This window comes from Actinomarinicola tropica, from assembly GCF_009650215.1.
In the GTDB taxonomy this organism is placed as follows: Bacteria; Actinomycetota; Acidimicrobiia; order Acidimicrobiales; family SKKL01; genus Actinomarinicola; species Actinomarinicola tropica.
The window spans coordinates 3,118,296-3,135,070 of the sequence record NZ_CP045851.1 but is presented as its reverse complement, the minus strand read 5'-3'; the positions used below and the strand labels follow the sequence as shown (position 1 = coordinate 3,135,070).

General features: G+C 73.9%; 19 protein-coding genes. 14 read left to right on the top strand and 5 right to left on the bottom strand.

Annotated features, from left to right (window positions below; all coding sequences use genetic code 11):
* A complete protein-coding gene (locus GH723_RS15330) occupies positions 1 to 636 on the bottom strand; it encodes a peroxiredoxin (RefSeq protein ID WP_153760462.1) in 636 nt (211 codons plus the stop codon).
* A 79-nt stretch (positions 637 to 715) separates the two neighbouring features.
* Positions 716 to 1,921 carry an L-2-hydroxyglutarate oxidase gene (gene lhgO / locus GH723_RS15325; protein WP_153760461.1) on the bottom strand — a complete coding sequence of 402 codons (1,206 nt, stop codon included), beginning with the start codon at positions 1,919 to 1,921 and terminating at the stop codon, positions 716 to 718.
* 20 nt (positions 1,922 to 1,941) lie between these two features.
* On the opposite strand from lhgO, the gene GH723_RS15320 reads away from it, so the two are divergent.
* The gene (locus GH723_RS15320) at positions 1,942 to 2,541 is read left to right on the top strand and encodes a nitroreductase family protein (protein ID WP_153760460.1); all 600 of its coding nucleotides are present in this window, start codon (positions 1,942 to 1,944) and stop codon (positions 2,539 to 2,541) included.
* A 67-nt stretch (positions 2,542 to 2,608) separates the two neighbouring features.
* Complete coding sequence (locus tag GH723_RS15315; protein ID WP_229022873.1) at positions 2,609 to 4,276, top strand: AMP-binding protein; 1,668 nt, start codon at positions 2,609 to 2,611, stop codon at positions 4,274 to 4,276.
* A 7-nt stretch (positions 4,277 to 4,283) separates the two neighbouring features.
* Here the strand turns inward: GH723_RS15315 and GH723_RS15310 are convergent, their stop codons facing one another.
* Positions 4,284 to 4,745 (bottom strand): DUF983 domain-containing protein, encoded by a 462-nt coding sequence (locus GH723_RS15310; RefSeq protein WP_195210355.1) that lies wholly within the window; start codon positions 4,743 to 4,745, stop codon positions 4,284 to 4,286.
* Positions 4,746 to 4,830: 85 nt separating this feature from the next.
* Here GH723_RS15310 and GH723_RS15305 point away from each other — a divergent pair, with 85 nt between their 5' ends.
* From GH723_RS15305 to GH723_RS15290, 4 genes are all read left to right on the top strand, one after another.
* Positions 4,831 to 6,285 carry an AMP-binding protein gene (locus GH723_RS15305; protein WP_153760458.1) on the top strand — a complete coding sequence of 485 codons (1,455 nt, stop codon included), beginning with the start codon at positions 4,831 to 4,833 and terminating at the stop codon, positions 6,283 to 6,285.
* A 65-nt stretch (positions 6,286 to 6,350) separates the two neighbouring features.
* Positions 6,351 to 7,169: a universal stress protein gene (locus GH723_RS15300; RefSeq protein WP_153760457.1), complete on the top strand. Its 819-nt coding sequence runs from the start codon at positions 6,351 to 6,353 to the stop codon at positions 7,167 to 7,169.
* A 15-nt stretch (positions 7,170 to 7,184) separates the two neighbouring features.
* On the top strand, positions 7,185 to 7,616 hold the full coding sequence (locus tag GH723_RS15295) for a pyridoxamine 5'-phosphate oxidase family protein (protein WP_153760456.1): 432 nt from the start codon (positions 7,185 to 7,187) through the stop codon (positions 7,614 to 7,616).
* A 23-nt stretch (positions 7,617 to 7,639) separates the two neighbouring features.
* Complete coding sequence (locus GH723_RS15290) at positions 7,640 to 8,623, top strand: ion channel (RefSeq protein ID WP_153760455.1); 984 nt, start codon at positions 7,640 to 7,642, stop codon at positions 8,621 to 8,623.
* Here GH723_RS15290 and GH723_RS15285 read toward each other — a convergent pair.
* Together GH723_RS15285 and GH723_RS15280 are read right to left on the bottom strand one after the other, a co-directional pair.
* A complete protein-coding gene (locus tag GH723_RS15285) occupies positions 8,607 to 10,169 on the bottom strand; it encodes a Ppx/GppA phosphatase family protein (RefSeq protein WP_195210354.1) in 1,563 nt (520 codons plus the stop codon). The genes GH723_RS15290 and GH723_RS15285 overlap by 17 nt on opposite strands.
* Positions 10,166 to 11,092, bottom strand: coding sequence for an MBL fold metallo-hydrolase (locus tag GH723_RS15280; RefSeq protein ID WP_153760453.1), 927 nt, complete (start codon positions 11,090 to 11,092; stop codon positions 10,166 to 10,168). The genes GH723_RS15285 and GH723_RS15280 overlap by 4 nt, the downstream gene beginning before the upstream one ends.
* Before the next feature lie 36 nt (positions 11,093 to 11,128).
* Here GH723_RS15280 and GH723_RS15275 point away from each other — a divergent pair, with 36 nt between their 5' ends.
* The 8 genes from GH723_RS15275 to GH723_RS15240 all read left to right on the top strand — a co-directional run bounded on the left by GH723_RS15275 (position 11,129) and on the right by GH723_RS15240 (position 16,690).
* On the top strand, positions 11,129 to 11,542 hold the full coding sequence (locus tag GH723_RS15275; protein ID WP_153760452.1) for a LysM peptidoglycan-binding domain-containing protein: 414 nt from the start codon (positions 11,129 to 11,131) through the stop codon (positions 11,540 to 11,542).
* A 1-nt stretch (position 11,543) separates the two neighbouring features.
* Positions 11,544 to 12,572, top strand: coding sequence for a low-specificity L-threonine aldolase (gene ltaE / locus GH723_RS15270; protein ID WP_153760451.1), 1,029 nt, complete (start codon positions 11,544 to 11,546; stop codon positions 12,570 to 12,572).
* Entirely contained in the window at positions 12,569 to 13,750 is a 1,182-nt protein-coding gene (locus tag GH723_RS15265; RefSeq protein WP_153760450.1) for an MFS transporter, read from the top strand. Before ltaE ends, GH723_RS15265 begins: the two co-directional genes overlap by 4 nt.
* Positions 13,747 to 14,268: an NUDIX hydrolase gene (locus GH723_RS15260; RefSeq protein ID WP_229022872.1), complete on the top strand. Its 522-nt coding sequence runs from the start codon at positions 13,747 to 13,749 to the stop codon at positions 14,266 to 14,268. The genes GH723_RS15265 and GH723_RS15260 overlap by 4 nt, the downstream gene beginning before the upstream one ends.
* 64 nt (positions 14,269 to 14,332) lie before the next feature.
* A complete protein-coding gene (locus GH723_RS15255) occupies positions 14,333 to 14,995 on the top strand; it encodes an SCO family protein (RefSeq protein WP_153760449.1) in 663 nt (220 codons plus the stop codon).
* Between the two features lies 1 nt (position 14,996).
* Entirely contained in the window at positions 14,997 to 15,464 is a 468-nt protein-coding gene (locus tag GH723_RS15250; protein ID WP_195210353.1) for a copper chaperone PCu(A)C, read from the top strand.
* Positions 15,451 to 15,834 (top strand): c-type cytochrome, encoded by a 384-nt coding sequence (locus tag GH723_RS15245; RefSeq protein WP_153760447.1) that lies wholly within the window; start codon positions 15,451 to 15,453, stop codon positions 15,832 to 15,834. Before GH723_RS15250 ends, GH723_RS15245 begins: the two co-directional genes overlap by 14 nt.
* Before the next feature lie 16 nt (positions 15,835 to 15,850).
* The gene (locus GH723_RS15240) at positions 15,851 to 16,690 is read left to right on the top strand and encodes a cytochrome c oxidase assembly protein (RefSeq protein ID WP_153760446.1); all 840 of its coding nucleotides are present in this window, start codon (positions 15,851 to 15,853) and stop codon (positions 16,688 to 16,690) included.
* The last annotated feature ends 85 nt before the right edge of the window (positions 16,691 to 16,775 follow it).

Genomic DNA, 16,775 nt, shown 5'->3' with positions numbered 1-16,775 from the left:
TCAGCGGTTGGGCTGCGGGGTGGTCCGGAGGTAGGGCTTCACGGCGGTGAACCCCTTCGGGAAGCGCTCCTTGGCCTCCTCGTCCGACACGGCGGGGACGATGATGACGTCGTCGCCGTCCTTCCAGTCGACCGGCGTGGCCACCGAGTAGTCGGCGGTGAGCTGCAGCGAGTCGATCACGCGGAGGATCTCGTCGAAGTTGCGCCCGGTGCTCGCCGGATAGGTGATGATCAGCTTCACCTTCTTGTCCGGTCCGACGACGAAGACCGAGCGGACGGTCAGGTTGTTCTCCGCCGCCGGGGGGACCATGTCGTAGAGGTCGGCGACCTTGCGCTCGGGGTCGGCGATCAGCGGGTAGTTGAGCGCCGTGCCCTGGGTCTCGGCGATGTCGCCGCTCCAGCGCTGGTGGTCGTCGAGCGGGTCGACCGAGAGGCCGAGGACCTTGACGTTGCGCTTCTCCCACTCCGGCTTCAGGGCCGCCACCCGGCCGAGCTCGGTGGTGCACACGGGCGTGAAGTCGGCGGGGTGCGAGAACAGCACGCCCCAGCCGTCGCCGAGGTACTCGTGGAAGTTGATCGTTCCCTCGGTGGACTCGGCGGTGAAGTCGGGTGCGGTGTCGCCGATGTGCAGTGCCATGGAGACGTCCTCTCGTCGGTGCGTCGTACGGGTTCGCGGTGCAGCGTAACGCAGGCGCGCCGATTCCCGACCGGGCCGGTCAGGAATGTGGGTCGACGAGGCCGGCGACGTGCCGGCCGATGGCGAGGGAGGCCGTCGCCGCCGGCGAGGGGGCGTTCAGCACGTGCACGATCCGGCCGGAGCGCTCGACCACGAAGTCGTCGACGAGCGTGCCGTCCGGACGGCACGCCTGGGCCCGCACGCCGGCCCCGGCGCGGACGAGGTCGTCGGCCCCGACGCCGGGGACGAGTCGTCGGACGGTGCGGGCCACCAGCTGCCGGCTGGCGGACCGCGCCACCTCGCCGGCCCCGGTGCGCCAGTGGCGGCGGGCCAGGCCCCGCAGGGCCGGCGACGCGGCGAGCTCGCGCACCTCCCGCAGGTCGACGTCGCGCCAGCGGTACCCCTCGCGCGCCAGGGCGAGGACGGCGTTCGGCCCGACGTGCACGCTGCCGTCGACCATCCGGGTGAGGTGCACGCCGAGGAACGGGAAGCGGGGGTCGGGGACGGGGTAGATCAGGGCTCGCACCAGTTCCCGACGATGCGGCGCGAGCTCGTGGTACTCGCCGCGGAACGGCACGATCCGGACGTCGCTGCGGTGGCCGGCACGGCGAGCGAGGACGTCGGCGTGCAGGCCCGCGCAGTTCACCACCTGACCCGCTCGCAGGGTGGTGTCCCCGACGTCGACCTCGACCGCTGCGCTCGTCGGCCGCAGGGCATCGACCGCGGCGCCGAGACGCACCTCGCCGTCCGCTCGGACGTCGTCGGCCAACGCCCGGGCGACGGCCCCGAAGTCGACGACCGCGGCGCTCGGGACCCGCAGGGCGGCGAGACCGGCGGCGTGCGGCTCCACCTCGCGGATGCCCTCCGGGCCCAGCCGCTCCACCGCCACGCCGTTCGCCTCGGCCCGTCGCTCGATCTCGTCGAGGGCGTCGAGCTCCTGGCGTCGGGTCGCCACGACGAGCTTGCCGCACGCGACGAAGGGGAGGCCGCGGTCGCGGCACAGGTCCCTCAGCTCGGCGCGGCCCTCGGCGACGAGGCGGGCCTTCAGCGAACCGGGGCGGTAGTAGACGCCCGAGTGCACCACCCCGGAGTTGCGCCCCGTCTGGTGCCACGCCACGTCGGGCTCCTTGTCGACCACGACGACCCGGCGGGCGGGTTCGGCGTGCTGGAGCGCCCGCGCCGTGGCCAGGCCGACGATGCCGGCGCCGACGACCAGGACGTCGGCGTCGAGAGGTGGGGTGGGCACGCCTCGGTAACGTAGCCACGATGTCCTCGGACCCCATCCAGGGCGCGGACGAGCGCCTCGCCGAGCTCGCGGTCTTCTCCGACCTCGTCACCCGCCGGCGCACGAGCCTGCTCATGGACAGGGAGCGCCCGGTCCCCGCCGACCTCGTCGCGCGCCTGTGCCGCCTGGCGACGTGGGCCCCCAACCACAAGAAGACCTGGCCGTGGCGCTTCGCCGTGCTCACGGGCGACGCCCGACGTCGCCTGGGTGAGCTCACCGCCGAGCAGCTCATCGACGAGGGCGTCCACGACGAGGCCAAGCTCGAGAAGGCGCTCGTGAAGTACCTGCGGGCCCCGACGATCGTGATGGTCGCCGCCGCGCCGCACCCCGACCCCGAGCTGCACGCCGAGAACCGCGACGCGGTCGCGGCCGCGGTGCAGACGTTCCTGCTCGGCGCCACCGCCGCCGGCCTGGCCTCGTTCTGGGCGTCCGGCGCACCGCTGCGCTCGTCGCGGGTGCGCGAGATGTGCGGCTTCGGCGACGACGACCGGATCGTCGCGCTGGTCTACCTCGGCTGGCCCGCCGGGGACGTGGAGGTCCCGCTGCGACCGGAGCCGGAGATCGCCTACCTCGACGGCTGACGGCCCGGGCACGTCGCCGTCCGGAGCGGTACCGTCGTCGGCGCCGGACGACGGGGGAGGGCTGTCGGTGGGGACACGCGAACGGATCACCGGCGTGGTGGACGCGGTCGGCACGCTCACGGCCGTGGCCCGCACTGGCCTGCTGAACCCGGTGCGACCGGACCGCTTCGTCCGGATGGCACGGGCGCTGCGCGAGCGGGGCCCGACCACGGCGGGGCTCGTGGCTGCCGCCGCCGCCCGCCATCCCGACCGCACGGCGGTCGTCGACGAGCGCGGGACGCTCACGTGGGCCGAGCTCGACCACCGCACGAACGCCCTCGCCCACGGGCTTGCACGCATCGGCGTCGACGCCGGGAGCACGGTCGGCGTCCTCTGCCGCAACCACCGGGGCTTCGTCGAGTCGGTCGTGGCGGCGTCGAAGCTCGGCGCCGACGTCGTCCTGCTCAACACCGGCTTCGCCGCGCCGCAGCTCGCCGAGGTGGTCGCCCGGGAGGGCGTCACCGCGCTGGCCCACGACGCGTCGTTCGACGACGTGGTGGACGCCGCGGGCCTCGCCGCGACACCCCGCGCCGTCGCGTGGACGTCGGCGGACGCCGCGCCCCCCGACGGGACGCCGACGTTCGACGACCTGGTGGCCGCCGGTCCCTCGACCCCGCCGGCGCCGCCCGCCGCCCCCGGCGAGGTGACGATCCTCAGCTCCGGGACGACGGGGACCCCGAAGGGTGCCCGGCGCTCGACGGCCCGCGCCGGGTCCCGCAGCGGAGCCGGTTCCCAGGCCGGCGTGCTCACCAAGGTGCCCCTCCGCTCCGGGGACCCCACCCTCGTCAGCGCCCCGCTCTTCCACACGTGGGGCCTCTCGGGCTTCATCACCGCCGCACTGATGGCCTCGCCCATGGTCCTCCGCGAGCGGTTCGACCCCGAGGACGCCCTCGCCGCCATCGACCGCCACGGCGTCGGCACGTTCGTTGCGGTACCGGTGATGCTGCAACGGATCCTCGAGCTGCCGCTCGACCGCCGGGTCCGGTACGACACCGGGTCGCTGCGGGTGGTCTTCCTCTCCGGGTCGGCGCTGCCCGGCGGGCTCGCGCACCGGTGGATGGACGCCTTCGGCGAGAACCTCTACAGCCTCTACGGCTCCACCGAGGTGGCGGCGGTCGCCCTCGCGGGCCCGTCGGAGCTGCGTGCCCATGCCGACACCGCCGGGCCGGTCCTGCCCGGCATCGAGGTCCGCCTCCTCGACGACCGCGACCACGACGTGCCGGCCGGGGCCAGCGGGCGCATCTTCGTGCGCAGCGGCATGGCCTTCGAGGGCTACACCGGCGGGGGCACCAAGCAGGTGGTCGACGGCTACATGAGCACCGGGGACGTCGGGCGGATCGCCGGCGGGCACCTCTACGTCGAGGGTCGCGAGGACGACATGATCATCTCCGGCGGGGAGAACGTCGTCCCGAGCGAGGTCGAGGAGGTCCTGCTCCGCCACGACGAGGTGGTCGACGCCGCGGTCGTCGGCGTCCCCGACCCCGAGTTCGGCCAGCGCCTCGCCGCCCACGTCGTCCTCGTCGACGGTGCATCCGCCGATCACGAGGCGCTCCGCGGGTGGGTCCGCGAGAACCTGGCCAACTACAAGGTGCCCCGTGAGGTCGTCGTCCACGATCGGCTGCCGCGCAACCCCACCGGGAAGGTGCTGCGCCGCCAGCTGCTCGACCCCGCCGCCGACAGCCCCCGCGAGGACTGACGCCGGGTCAGCGCCGGCGTGGCGGGCGTTGCGGCGGCCAGTAGCGGGGATCGACGAGGTCGTCGGGCGTGAGCGGTCGGGCGATCAGGTCGGCGGCGGTCCAGGTCGTCTTGCTGTACGGGAACAGGAAGGGGGGGAGGAAGATCGCCGCGCCGACCGTGACCCCGAGCAGGACCGGGATCGAGGGGTCGGGGTAGGAGGCGGCGAACGCCACGACGAGCACGAGCAGCAGGATCCCGAAGCTGGCCACCGAGTTGACGGCGAGGCTGCCGAGCCAGTGGCCCTCGATGCGCTCGAACCTGAACCCGCAGGTCGGGCACCGCTCGACGAGGTGCAGCCACCGCCGGAAGATGCCGCCGCCGCCGCACACCGGGCAGCGCCGTCGCAGCGCCCTCCCGAACACGACGGGGATCGTCAGCGGCGGCAGGTCGGGAGCGACGTGGGCGTCGGGGTCGGGGTCGGGCGGCATCCCGCCCATCATGCCCGGGCCCCCGGGGCATGGCATCGTGGCGCGGAGGCCGGCGTCGGTGCCGGTCCGGGGACGAGGGGGATGCATGTCGGAGATGCCGATCGGGACCGCGGTGGGGTGGCTCGCCGCACGCCACCCGGACCGCCCGGCGATCACGCACGAGGATCGGACGGTCACGTGGCAGGAGCTGGACCGCGCCACCAACCGGCTGGCCCGGGCCTACGAGGCGATGGGCGTCGGCCAGGACGACCTCGTCACGATCGGGCTGCCCAACGGCATCGAGTTCTACGAGGCCTGCATCGCCACGTGGAAGCTCGGCGCGACGCCCCAGCCGGTGTCGGCTCGGCTGCCGTTCCGCGAGCGGGAGGCGATCGTCGAGCTCGTCGACCCGCCGATCGTCGTCGGGGTCGAGCCCGGCGCCCACGGGTCGCGCCGCTGCCTCCCGCCCGGGTTCTCGCCCGACCCCGCCCTCGCCGACGGGCCGCTGCCGGAGCGCACGGCGTCGGCCCTCAAGGCGCCGACGTCCGGCGGGAGCACCGGGCGTCCGAAGATCATCGTCTCGGGCGCCGCCGGCGTGACCGACCCGGAGCAGCCCCGCCCGTTCGGCCAGGGTCTCGGCGGGGTCCAGCTGGTGCCCGGCCCGCTGTACCACAACGCCCCGTTCATGTTCTCGATGAACGGTCTCTTCACCGGCGCCCACCTCATCGTCATGACGCGCTTCGACGCCGCGGAGTGCCTCCGCCTCGTCGAGGAGCACCGGGTCACCTGGATGCTGCTCGTCCCGACGATGATGCACCGCATCTGGCGGCTGCCCGAGGACGTGCGCACGGGTCGCGACGTGTCGTCGCTCGAGGGCATCCTCCACCTCGGTGCCCCGTGCCCGCCGTGGCTGAAGCGGGAGTGGATCGGGTGGCTCGGACCGGAGCGCGTCTGGGAGCTCTACGCCGGCACCGAGGCCCAGGGCGTCACGATCATCAGCGGCCAGGAGTGGCTCGACCACCCCGGGTCGGTGGGCCGGCCGGCGCCGTGCTCGATGAAGATCTGCGACGACGACGGCCACGAGCTGCCGCCGGGCGAGGTGGGGGAGCTGTGGATGCGGATCGACCCCGATCGGCCCCGCACCTACCGCTACATCGGGGCCGAGGCCAGATCCCGCGACGGGTGGGAGTCGCTCGGCGACATGGGCGCCATCGACGAGGACGGCTACCTGTACCTCGCGGACCGCATGAAGGACATGATCCTCACCGGGGGGTCGAACGTGTACCCCGCCGAGGTCGAGGCCGCCCTCGACGAGCACCCGGCGGTCTCGTCCTGCGCCGTCATCGGGCTACCCGACGAGGACCTCGGCAACGTGGTCCACGCCGTCGTGCACCTCGACCCGTCCGCCCCGGAACCATCCGACGACGACCTGCGGGCGTTCCTCGCCGAACGGCTCGTCCGCTACAAGATCCCCCGCAGCTTCGAGCGCGTCGACGTGCCGGTCCGTGACGACGCCGGCAAGGTGCGCCGGTCGGCCCTCCAGGCCGACCGCGCCGGCTGACGGGGACCTTCGACCCTTGCCGCGGTGACCGTCGCCACGGCACGGTGGAGCCGAGAGGAGCTCACATGTTCGAGAACGTGATCGTCCCCATCGACGGGTCGGAGCTGGCGGACGCCGCGCTGGCGCCCGCCGCGGACCTGGCGCGGCGCATGGACGCCGCACTGGTGCTGCTCCAGGCGGTCCACCCCGACGACGTCGACCTCGCCCGCACGGACCTCTCGGAGCGGCTCGAGGCCCTGGGCGCGCCGCGCGGCGAGATCGTCCTCGACCCGCTGAACGGCCCCGTGGGCGCTCTCCGCGACGCGGTGTCCGCCCGTGCCGGCGCCGTCGTCTGCATGACGACGCACGGGCGTGGCGGGATCGGCCGCGCCCTGTTCGGCTCGGTCGCCGAGGAGGCCCTCCGCGAGGTCGGCGGGCCCTTCGTGCTGGTCGGTCCGTCGTCGGCGCCCGACGCCACCGTCCCCGGGCCCGTCCTCGTGCCGCTCGACGGCAGCCACCGGTCGGAGTCGATCCTCCCGCTGGCCGCCTCGTGGGCGACGGCGCTCGGCGTCGGCATGTGGATCGTGACGGTCGGGGACCCCTCCGACGCCGCAAAGGTCCGCGACGCCGGCGGGGACATGGTCGAGGAGGCGTACGTCGAGCGCATCGCCGGCGCCATGCCGCGCGAGGTGCCCTCGGTGGACTGGGAGGTCCTGCACGGCTCGGACCCCGCCGCCGAGATCGTCCGGTTCGCCGCCCAGCGCGGCTGCAGCACCATCGCCCTGGCCACCCACGGTCGGACCGGCCTGGCGCGCGTCGTCGCGGGGAGCGTCGCCAGCGAGGTCGTCCACGACCACCCGGGGCTCGTCCTCGTCACCCGCACCGCCGACGTCGGCGACGACTGACCCAGGAGGCGACCCATGCGTCTGATCGACGATCGCAGCGGGCTCGAGGTCCTCGGCCGCGAGGAGTGCCTCCGGCTGCTCGGGGCCGCGGGTGTCGGACGGGTCGCGGTGGTCGAGGGCGGCCACCCGATGATCTTCCCCGTCAACTACGTGGTGGACGGCGAGGAGGTGCTCTTCCGCACGGCCAGCGGCACCAAGTTCGACGCCGCGGCGCGCGGCCAGGTCGTGGCCTTCGAGATCGACGAGGCCGATCCGATCTACCACACCGGCTGGAGCGTGGTCGTCACCGGACGGGCCGAGGAGGTCACCGATCCCGAGCGCCGCGCCACGATCGACGCCGGTCGGCTCCGCCCCTGGGCCGAGGGCGTGAAGGACCACGTCGTCGCCGTGCACACCGAGCGGGTGACGGGACGGAGGATCGTCCACGTCGACAAGAACGTCGGCTGACCCCGGCCCGTAGGGTCGGGGGGATGGCTGCCCTGATCCTGCTCGGCCTGGCGATCCTCGCCGTCACGATCGTCGACGTCGTGTGGACGACCTTCGCCGCCGGGAGCGGCGCCGGTCCGGTGACGAGTCGCATCGCGGACGCCGCCTGGCGGGGTGCGCTCGCCCTCCACGCCCGCCGCCCTGGCCACCGCGCGCTGAGCGCCGCCGGCGTGGCCGTCGCCGCCTCGGTCCTCGTCCTCTGGACCGCGCTGGCCCTCGTCGGGTGGACCCTCGTGTTCGCCAGCGCCGAGGGGGCGGTCCGCGAGCCGTCGGGCGTCCCGGCGTCTCTCTCGGGACGGGTGTACTTCGTCGGCTTCAGCGTGTTCACCCTGGGCCTCGGCGACCTGCAGCCCGGCGAGGGGTGGTGGCGGATCGCCACCGCCGTGATGTCGGGCACCGGTCTCGTGCTGGTGACCTTGACGATCACGTTCCTGCTGCCGGTCGTCTCGGCGGTGTCGGCGCGCCGGCAGTTCGCCAACCACGTGTCGTCACTCGGTCGCTCGCCGACGGACCTCCTGACCCGTGCCTGGAGCGGCTCGGGCTTCGGGTCGCTCTCCCAGCACCTCACCGACCTGACGCCGGTCGTCGAGTCCCTGCGCCAGCAGCGCCTCGCCTATCCCGTCGTGCGCTACTTCCACAGCGTCGAGCGGGACGCGGCTCTCGGCCCGGCCGTGGTCACGTTGACGGAGGCCCTCCACCTGCTCGACGCGGTGGACCCCGACGCCCGGCCCGACCCCGCGGCCACCCGTCCACTGCTCGCGGCGCTCGACGGGCTCCTCGCCGGCGTCCCCCCGCGCGCCGGTGACGAGGTGCCCGCGCCGGACGTGCAGGCGCTGATCGCGCTCGACATCCCGCTGGTCGCTGATGCGGTGCCGCCCTCGACGGACGTCGAGGAGCGCCGCGCGCGGGTCGTGGGCCTGCTCGTCGACGAGGGCTGGGACGACGAGCTCGTCAGGCCCCGAGGCTGATCTCGACGTCGAGCCCGAGGGCGTCGGCCAAGAGGTCCTTGCGCTGATCGGCGGAGTACAGCTCGAGCGACGGGTCGGCGCCGTCGGCAGCGGCGGCCACGACGTCGAGTCTCCCCGACGACTCGTCGACCGTCGCCCGCACCTCGGCGATGGCGCCGGCGTGGCTGCGGTCGAGGCCGATCGCCACCCTCAACAGGCCCGCGAGGACGGCGACGGCGCGTCGATCGGCCGACCTCAGCCCCGCCCACTCCGGGTGCTTGTCCTTCGGCGCGCTCTTGCGGTGGTAGCGGGCGATCTGGGCGATGAGCTCGATCTCGTGGTCGGTGAACCCGAGGAGGTGCTCGCTGTGGCGGATCACGTAGTACGAGTGCTTGTGGTGCGCGGAGTGGCTGATGAACAGCCCGACGTTGTGCAGGAGCCCCGCGGCCTCGAGCAGCTCGCGGTAGGCGTCGTCGAGGCCGTGGACGTCGGCGGTGTCGTCGAACAGCTGGAGCGCGAGCGCGGTGAGGTGGTCGCTGTGCGCCCGGTCGGGGTCGAGCGCGTCCGCCAGGTGCACGGTGCTCGCCCGTCGCAGGTCGGTGAGGTGGTGGCGGGGGCCCCCGCCCCGGTGCGTCGCCTGGTCGAGCAGCACCCCCTCGCGCAGCGCGAAGGTGGAGATCCGCAGCTCGTCGACGTCGAGCGCGGCCAGCACCTGCTCGAGGATGATCGCCCCGGCGACGATGATGTCGGCCCGCTTGGCCTCCATCCCGGGCAGCTTGGCCCGCTCCTTGGCGGTCGGTGCCGACACGATCTCGTCGACGACGGCGGCGATCTCGGACGCGGTCACCGAGAGGTTGCCGAGGTTGCGCCCCGGGTCGTCGCCCCGCCGGGCGAGTGCCATGGCCGCCAGCGTCTCGATGGTGCCCGAGCACCCCGCGGCGACCTCGGGGGACAGGGTGACGAGCTCGCGGGCCGTCGGCTCCAGGAACGAGCGCACGTACCGGCGGCAGTCCTTCACCATCGACTTCGTGATCGGCTCGTCGGAGAAGAACCGGTCGGTGAGCCGGATCGCGCCGAGCTTGAGGCTGCGGGCCTCGAGCACCTCCTCCCGCTGCCCCACCACCAGCTCGGTGGATCCGCCCCCGATGTCGACGACGAACAGCCGCTCCTCGTAGACGGGCAGGGCGTGGAGCGCGCCGAGGTGGATGAGCCGGGCCTCCTCGACGCCGGAGATGACCTCCACCTCGATGCCGGCCTCGTCGCGGGCCCGCGACGTGAACTCGTCGTGGTTCTCGGCCTCGCGCACCGCCGACGTCGCGACCGCCGTGATGTCGGCGTCCCAGATGTCGGCCACCTGGCGGAACCGGTGCAGGGCCGCGATGCCCCGCTCGATCGCGTCGGGGTCGAGGCGTCGCATGTCGCTGCCGCCGTGGCCGAGGCGCACGACCTCCTTCTCCTGCGCCAGCACCTCGAGGCGTCCCGGCGCGGGCGACCGGGCGACGAGGAGGTGGATCGAGTTGGTGCCGATGTCGATGGCGGCGTGCGCCGGCCCCTCGGGGAGGTTCACGGGCGTCCCCGGCGGAGGGTCCACGTCGTCGACGGCGTCAGGGGATCGCCGTCGGCGTGCACCGCCCCCTCCCGTTCGAGGGCGACGAGGTGGGCGAGCACCGACCGTGCGGCCGCAGGGTGCAGCGCAGGGTCGACGTCGGCGTAGAGGGCGGGGACCACCTCGTCGATGGTGCGGTCGCCCGCGGACAGCCGCTCGACGATCTGGCGCGTCCGCTCCTCGCGGTGGGCGATCAGCGCGGCCACGTAGGGGCGTGGCTCGTGGATCGGCTTGCCGTGCGTGGGCCAGTAGACGTCGTCGTCGCGATCGAGGAGGCGCCGCAGGTTCGCCATGTAGGCGGTGAGGTCGCCGTCCGGCGACGGGATGACCGACGTCGACCAGCCCATCACGTGGTCGCCGGTGAAGAGCGCCTTCTCCTCCCGGTAGGCGAAGCAGAGGTGGTTGGAGATGTGCCCCGGGGTGTGCAGCACGTCGAAGGTCCAGCCGTCGCCGGCCACGACGTCACCGTCGCGCAGCTCGACGTCGGGCACGAAGTCGCGGTCGGAGCGCTCCTCCTGCGGCGTGTCGTCCTCGCCGTCGCCGATCCGCACGTCGGTGGCGGGGTGGGGCCCGTAGCCGTACGTGAGCGCACCGGTGCGGGCCTTGAGCGGCGCAGCGGCGGGCGAGTGGTCGCCGTGGGTGTGGGTGATCAGGATGTGCGACACGGTCTCGCCGTCGAGGGCGGCCTCGAGTGCCGTGAGGTGCTCGGGGAGGTTGGGCCCCGGGTCGATCACCGCCACGGTGCCGTGGCCCACGACGTAGGTGCCGGTGCCGGTGAACGTGAACCGTCCGGGGTTCGGGGCCACGATCCGCCGGATCGTGGGCGACACCTGGTCCACGTGCCCGTGCTCGACGGTGAAGTCGCGATCGAAGGGGACGGCCACACGGCCAGCGTAGGAGGCGGAGGTAGCCTGTCGGGGATGTCGCGCTCCTCGCTCCTCGGCCGTCGGTGGGTCGGCCCGGCGCTCGCCGTCGCCGTGATCCTCGGCGCCGCGGGGTGCGGCGACTTCCAGCTCGCCGAGTTCACCCGGGCCACCACCACGACGGTGGAGGTCGAGCCGGCACCGGACGACATCGACGATCCGGCCATCGAGGAGGAGCAGACGCCGTCGACGGTCGAGATCTGCCCGGTCCGCTACGTCGTCGCCGAGGGCGAGAGCCTGAGCCACGTGGCCACCCGCTGCGGCGTCCCCGTCGCCGCCATCATGGAGGCCAACGGCATCCTCGACGCCTCCTCGATCCGCGCCGGCGAGCAGATCGTCATCCCGGACCCGAACGCCCCGGTGCCGCCGCCCTGGCAGCAGAACGAGGACGGCCCGGGCATCGGGCGCTGACGTGCGCACGATCGACCTCCGCAGCGACACCGTGACCACCCCCACCCCGTCGATGCGGCGGGCGATGGCCGAGGCCGAGGTGGGCGACGACGTGTTCGGCGACGACCCCACCGTCGCCCGGCTCCAGGCGATGGTCGCCGAGCGGCTCGGGCAGGAGGCCGCGCTGTTCGTCCCGAGCGGCACCCAGTCGAACCTGCTCGCCCTCATGTCCCACTGCGACCGGGGCGACGAGTACATCGCCGGCCAGTCGGCCCACACGTACCGCTACGAGGGCGGCGGCGCGGCCGTGCTCGGCGGCATCCAGCCCCAGCCCGTCGAGCTGCGAGCCGACGGCACCTACGACCTCCACGACCTCGACCGGTACGTGAAGCCCCAGGACCCGCACTTCGCCCGCACCCGCCTGGTCTGCGTCGAGAACACGATCGCCGGCACGCCGCTCCCGGTCTCCTACCTCCCGCAGGTCCGGTCGTGGGCCGATCGTCACGGCCTCGCCGTGCACCTCGACGGCGCGCGGCTGATGAACGCTGCGGTGGCCCTGGGCGTCGACGCGCTGGACCTCGCCCGTGGGGCGGACTCGGTCTCGCTGTGCCTGTCGAAGGGCCTCGGTGCGCCGGTCGGCTCGGTCCTGAGCGGGCCGCGTGACCTCGTCGAGCGGGCCCACCGGTGGCGCAAGGTCGTCGGCGGCGGCATGCGCCAGGCCGGCGTCCTCGCCGCGGCCGGCATCGTGGCGCTGACCGACCACGTCGACCGCCTCGCCGTCGACCACGACAACGCCCGGGCGCTCGCCGACGGCCTGGCATCGATCGGAGGGGTCGAGGTGGTCGGCGTCGCCACCAACCACGTCGTCGTCTCCTTCGCCCGCCTCGGCCGAGACGACGTCGGTGCCCAGCTCGCCGCCCGCGGCATCCGCGTCCTCGGCGACGGCGTGTCCTCGCCGATGCGCCTCGTCACCCACCTCGACGTCACGGCGGACGACGTCACCGCGGTCGTGGCCGCGGTCGCCGAGCTCGCCGAGGCAGGGGCGGGTTGACCGGGTCCCGCCCGAGCGGACCGCCCGCCACCCTCTACGTCGTCACCGGAGCGCTCGCCCTCAGCAACGGTGCGGTGTTCGCGCTGCTCGCCGACTTCCAGGACCGGTTCGGGTTCTCGAGCCTGGGGCTCGGGCTCGTCGCCGGCGCGGCCTTCGCGTCGGGCTTCGCCGCCCAGGTGGGGTTGGCGCCCTACGCCGATCGGGGGCACGCCCACCGGCTCTTGATCGCCGGTCTCGTGTCCGCCGCGGTCGGCACGCTCCTCATGGGCGTCGGGTCCCACGTCGCCGTGTTCGTGGTGGCACGCCTGCTCACCGGCATCGGCTACGGCATGTACATCCCCGCCGCCCGCCGGGCCGTCATCGGGGTCGCCGGCGCCCAAGCCGGCTCGCTCCTCGGTCGGCTCACGTCGTTCTCCGTCGGCGGGTTCGTCCTCGGCCCGCCGCTCGCCGGCCTCGCCGCCGACGTGGCCGGACCGCGCGCGCCGTTCCTGCTCCTCGCCGCCGTCGTCCTCGTCTGCGTGCCGGGCGTCGTCAGGGCCGAGGTGATCGAGTCGTCGCGCCCGCAGGACGCCAGCTCGGTCCGCCAGCTCCTCGCTCTCCCGGGGCTGCAGGCCGCCGTCGCGCTCGGCGCCGCGTTCTACCTGGCGATCGGCGTGTTCGAGGCGATCTGGGCCCGCCTGCTCACCGACCTCGGCACGTCCACCCGGACGATCGGCTTCAGCCTGCTCGCCTTCGGCATCCCGATGGCGTTCTTCGCCCCGATCGGCGGACGCCTGGCCGACCGGTTCGGCGGCATGCGCACGGCGACGATCTCGATGGTCGTCACCGTCCCGATCATGGTCGCCTACGGCCAGATCGAGGCCTTCTGGGGGTTGATGGTCGTCGTGTTCGTCCACGCGGTCGCCGACGCCACCACCTCCCCGGGGGCGCAGTTGGCCGTGAGCCGCGCCGCGCCACCGACCGACGCCGCAGCGGCGCAGGGCATCCTCGAGGCCGCCGGCTTCCTGATGGCGGCGCTGGCGGCGGTGGCGGCCGCCCCCGTCTACGAGCGGGTCGGAGCGGGCGCCCTGTTCGCCGGCGCGGCGGCGCTCATGTCGCTGCTCGTCGTCGTCGCACGGCTCCGCCACCGGGCGTCTCCTACGCTGCCCGGCATGGCCATCGAGGGGAGCGCGGCGTGAGCGTGCGGGACGTCGAGCACGACGGCTGGAGGGGGCGCCGTGCGGCCCGGGTGGTGCTGCTGGACCCCGATCGGCGCGTCCTCCTCCTCAACGCCTCCGATCCCGGGCACCCGGCGAAGGGCGAGTGGTGGGAGATCCCCGGCGGCGGCCAGGATCCCGGGGAGACGAGCGAGGTCGCCGCGGCACGCGAGCTGTACGAGGAGACCGGCATCGCCGACGCCGAGATGGGCCCGTGCGTGTGGGTCCAGCACGCCCGGTTCACCTTCGGCGGCTACGTGTTCGACCAGAAGGAGCGGGTCCACGTCGCCTGGTGCGGCCGCGTCGACGAGATCCGGCCCGCGCACCTCGAGCCGCTGGAGGCGCTGGCGTTCAAGGGCGGGAGGTGGTGGAGCCTCGACGAGCTGCGAGCCAGCGACGTCACCACCCTGCCCGTCAACCTGCGCGACCACCTCGGCGACCTCGTCGAGGGGAACCTGCCCGACGCACCGATCGACATCGGCCTCGACCTGCCCTACTGAGCCGCCCACCGGTGGCTCGGCCGGCCGACTGTCGATCGACGGGAGGGCCGGGCATCATGGGTCCATGCGCTCGACCCGTCGCCCGGCTCGCCTCCTCGTGGCCGCGCTGGCCCTCGCCCTGCTCGCCGGCGCCTGCTCCTCCGACGGCGACGGGGACGAGCAGGCCGCGGCGGACGCCTCGGCGTTCGAGGGGCGGGAGATGCCCGAGGCCACGCCCAAGCCGGAGTTCACGCTCACCGACACGAACGGCGATCCGTACGACTTCGCGGCCGAGACCGAGGGCAAGGTCACGTTCCTGTACTTCGGCTACACGTTCTGCCCCGACATCTGCCCCGTCCACCTCGCCCAGCTGTCCGAGGTGCTCTCTCAGCCGGGGATGACCCCGAACGTCGAGGTGGTGTTCGTCACCGTCGACCCGGAGCGGGACACCCCCGAGGTGATCCGGGACTACCTCGACAACTTCTCCACCTCGTTCGTGGGCCTCACCGGCACGTCCGAGGAGCTGGAAGCCGCCCAGGTCGCCGCGGGCGTGACGCCGGCGATCAAGGAGCCCAACGAGGAGGATCCCGAGCAGTACACGATGGGCCACGCCGGTCAGGTCATCGCCTACGCCCCGAACGGCCTGAACTACACCCAGTACCCCTTCGGGTCGCGCCAGTCGCAGTTCGCCCACGACATCCCCGTCCTCGACGGGCTGCGTGAGCCCGGCGCGGTGCCCGACGCCTGACGTGACGCTCCTCCCACGGCGCACTGCCGCCGTCGTCCTGCTGGCCGTCCTCGCGGCGACCGGTCTGGCGGCGTGCGGCGACGACGACGGCGGGTCCCCCGACGTGCGCGTCGAGGGCGCCGTCCTTCCGGCGCCGGCCGGGGCCAACGGCGCGCTCTACCTGCGCCTCGTGAACGACGGCGACGGGTCGGACCGCCTGCTCGGCGCCACCACCGAGGCCGCCGACGGCGTGGAGCTGCACGAGACCCGGGCCGGCGACGACGGGCTGTCGCGGATGGTGCCGGTCGACGAGGTCGAGGTCGGGCCGGGCGAGACGGTCACGTTCGAGCCCGGCGGGCTCCACGTCATGCTGCTCGGCGTCGACCCCCTCGAGGTGGGCGACAGGCTCACCGTCGTGCTCGACCTCGAGCGCAGCGGCGACCTCGAGGTCGAGGTGCCCGTCGGGACGGTCGCCGATGCCCTCGGCTGAGAGCGTCGGCGTGGCCGGTCGTGCGGCGCTCGCGCTGGTGCTCGCGCTGGTGCTCGGCGCCTGCGGTGGCGACGAGGACGACCCGGTGGCCCGCGGCGAGGCGATCGCGCGCGACGTCGGCTGCATAGCCTGCCACGACGCCGGCACCACCACCCGCATCGGCCCGGGGTGGGCCGACACCTGGGGCGAGGAGGTGCCCCTCGAGGGCGGGGGCACTGCGGTCGTCGACGAGGCGTACCTCCGGCGGTCGGTCACCGACCCCACCGCCGAGGTGCGAGAGGGGTTCCCGCCGTCGATGCCCCGCGTCCCCCTCGCCGATGAGGAGATCGACGACGTGACGGCGTATCTTCGTCACCTGGCCGGCGGTTGAGGTCCGGAGGAAGCACATGACCTGGTGGTGCGTCACGCTGACCGAGCCGTGGGCCTGGTCGCCCAAGGCCTACCCGGGCATCTGGGCGTCGGTGCTGCTGCTGCTCGTCCCGTACCTCGTGTCGATGCGCCGCCGGACGGGCGCCAACCCCCACGCCGGCCGGCGCGTCGCCGCGTTCGTCGGTGGCGTCGCCGTCTACTGGCTGGCGACCGACTGGCCGCTCGGCACGCTCGGCGCCGGCTACCTCGCCAGCGCCCACATGGTGCAGTTCCTGCTCTACACGCTCGGCGCCGCACCGCTGATCCTCCTCGGCATCCCCGAGTGGATGGGCCGCCGGGTCCTCGGCCGCCTTCGGGCCTACCGGGCCGTGCGGCTCCTGACGAAGCCGCTGATCGCCGGCGTGGCCTACAACGTGATCCTGCTCGCCACCCACGCGCCGGCCACGGTCGACACCTTCCGGTCGAGCGAGCTCGGCTCGTTCGCCCTCGACGCCGCCTGGCTGCTCGGCGGGTTGCTCCTCTGGATGCCGATCCTCTCGCCGCTGCCCGAGCTGCAGGCCCGCTCGTACTTCAACAAGATGATCTACCTGTTCCTCGCGGCCCAGGTGATCCCGATGATCCCGGGCGGCATCCTCACCTTCGCCGACTTCCCGCTCTACTCGACCTACGAGCTCGCACCCCGCACCTTCGGTCTCGAGGCTCGCTCGGACCAGGCGCTGGCCGGGGCGCTCATGAAGGTCGGCGGGCTGCCGGTGGTGTGGGGCACGATGTTCGGCCTCATGATCCGCTGGGCCCGCAGCGAGGGCCACGTCGACGACCGCGAGCGTCGCCGCCGGGCCGCAGCCGCCCAGGGCTGAACCCACTCCACCCGTGAGGCGGGTCCGCGGGGGTGATCGCGCCAGCGGGTTGGCGACATCGCCCCCGGGGACGGGCCGCGGGGGT

Bases quoted from the DNA above. Each gene is read 5' to 3' on its own strand.
- GH723_RS15330 (WP_153760462.1), bottom strand. From the start codon at position 636: ATGGCACTGCACATCGGCGACACCGCACCCGACTTCACCGCCGAGTCC.
- GH723_RS15320 (WP_153760460.1), top strand. From the start codon at position 1,942: ATGTCCTCGGACCCCATCCAGGGCGCGGACGAGCGCCTCGCCGAGCTC.
- GH723_RS15310 (WP_195210355.1), bottom strand. From the start codon at position 4,745: ATGCCGCCCGACCCCGACCCCGACGCCCACGTCGCTCCCGACCTGCCG.
- GH723_RS15305 (WP_153760458.1), top strand. From the start codon at position 4,831: ATGTCGGAGATGCCGATCGGGACCGCGGTGGGGTGGCTCGCCGCACGC.
- GH723_RS15300 (WP_153760457.1), top strand. From the start codon at position 6,351: ATGTTCGAGAACGTGATCGTCCCCATCGACGGGTCGGAGCTGGCGGAC.
- GH723_RS15295 (WP_153760456.1), top strand. From the start codon at position 7,185: ATGCGTCTGATCGACGATCGCAGCGGGCTCGAGGTCCTCGGCCGCGAG.
- GH723_RS15290 (WP_153760455.1), top strand. From the start codon at position 7,640: ATGGCTGCCCTGATCCTGCTCGGCCTGGCGATCCTCGCCGTCACGATC.
- GH723_RS15275 (WP_153760452.1), top strand. From the start codon at position 11,129: ATGTCGCGCTCCTCGCTCCTCGGCCGTCGGTGGGTCGGCCCGGCGCTC.
- GH723_RS15255 (WP_153760449.1), top strand. From the start codon at position 14,333: ATGCGCTCGACCCGTCGCCCGGCTCGCCTCCTCGTGGCCGCGCTGGCC.
- GH723_RS15245 (WP_153760447.1), top strand. From the start codon at position 15,451: ATGCCCTCGGCTGAGAGCGTCGGCGTGGCCGGTCGTGCGGCGCTCGCG.
- GH723_RS15240 (WP_153760446.1), top strand. From the start codon at position 15,851: ATGACCTGGTGGTGCGTCACGCTGACCGAGCCGTGGGCCTGGTCGCCC.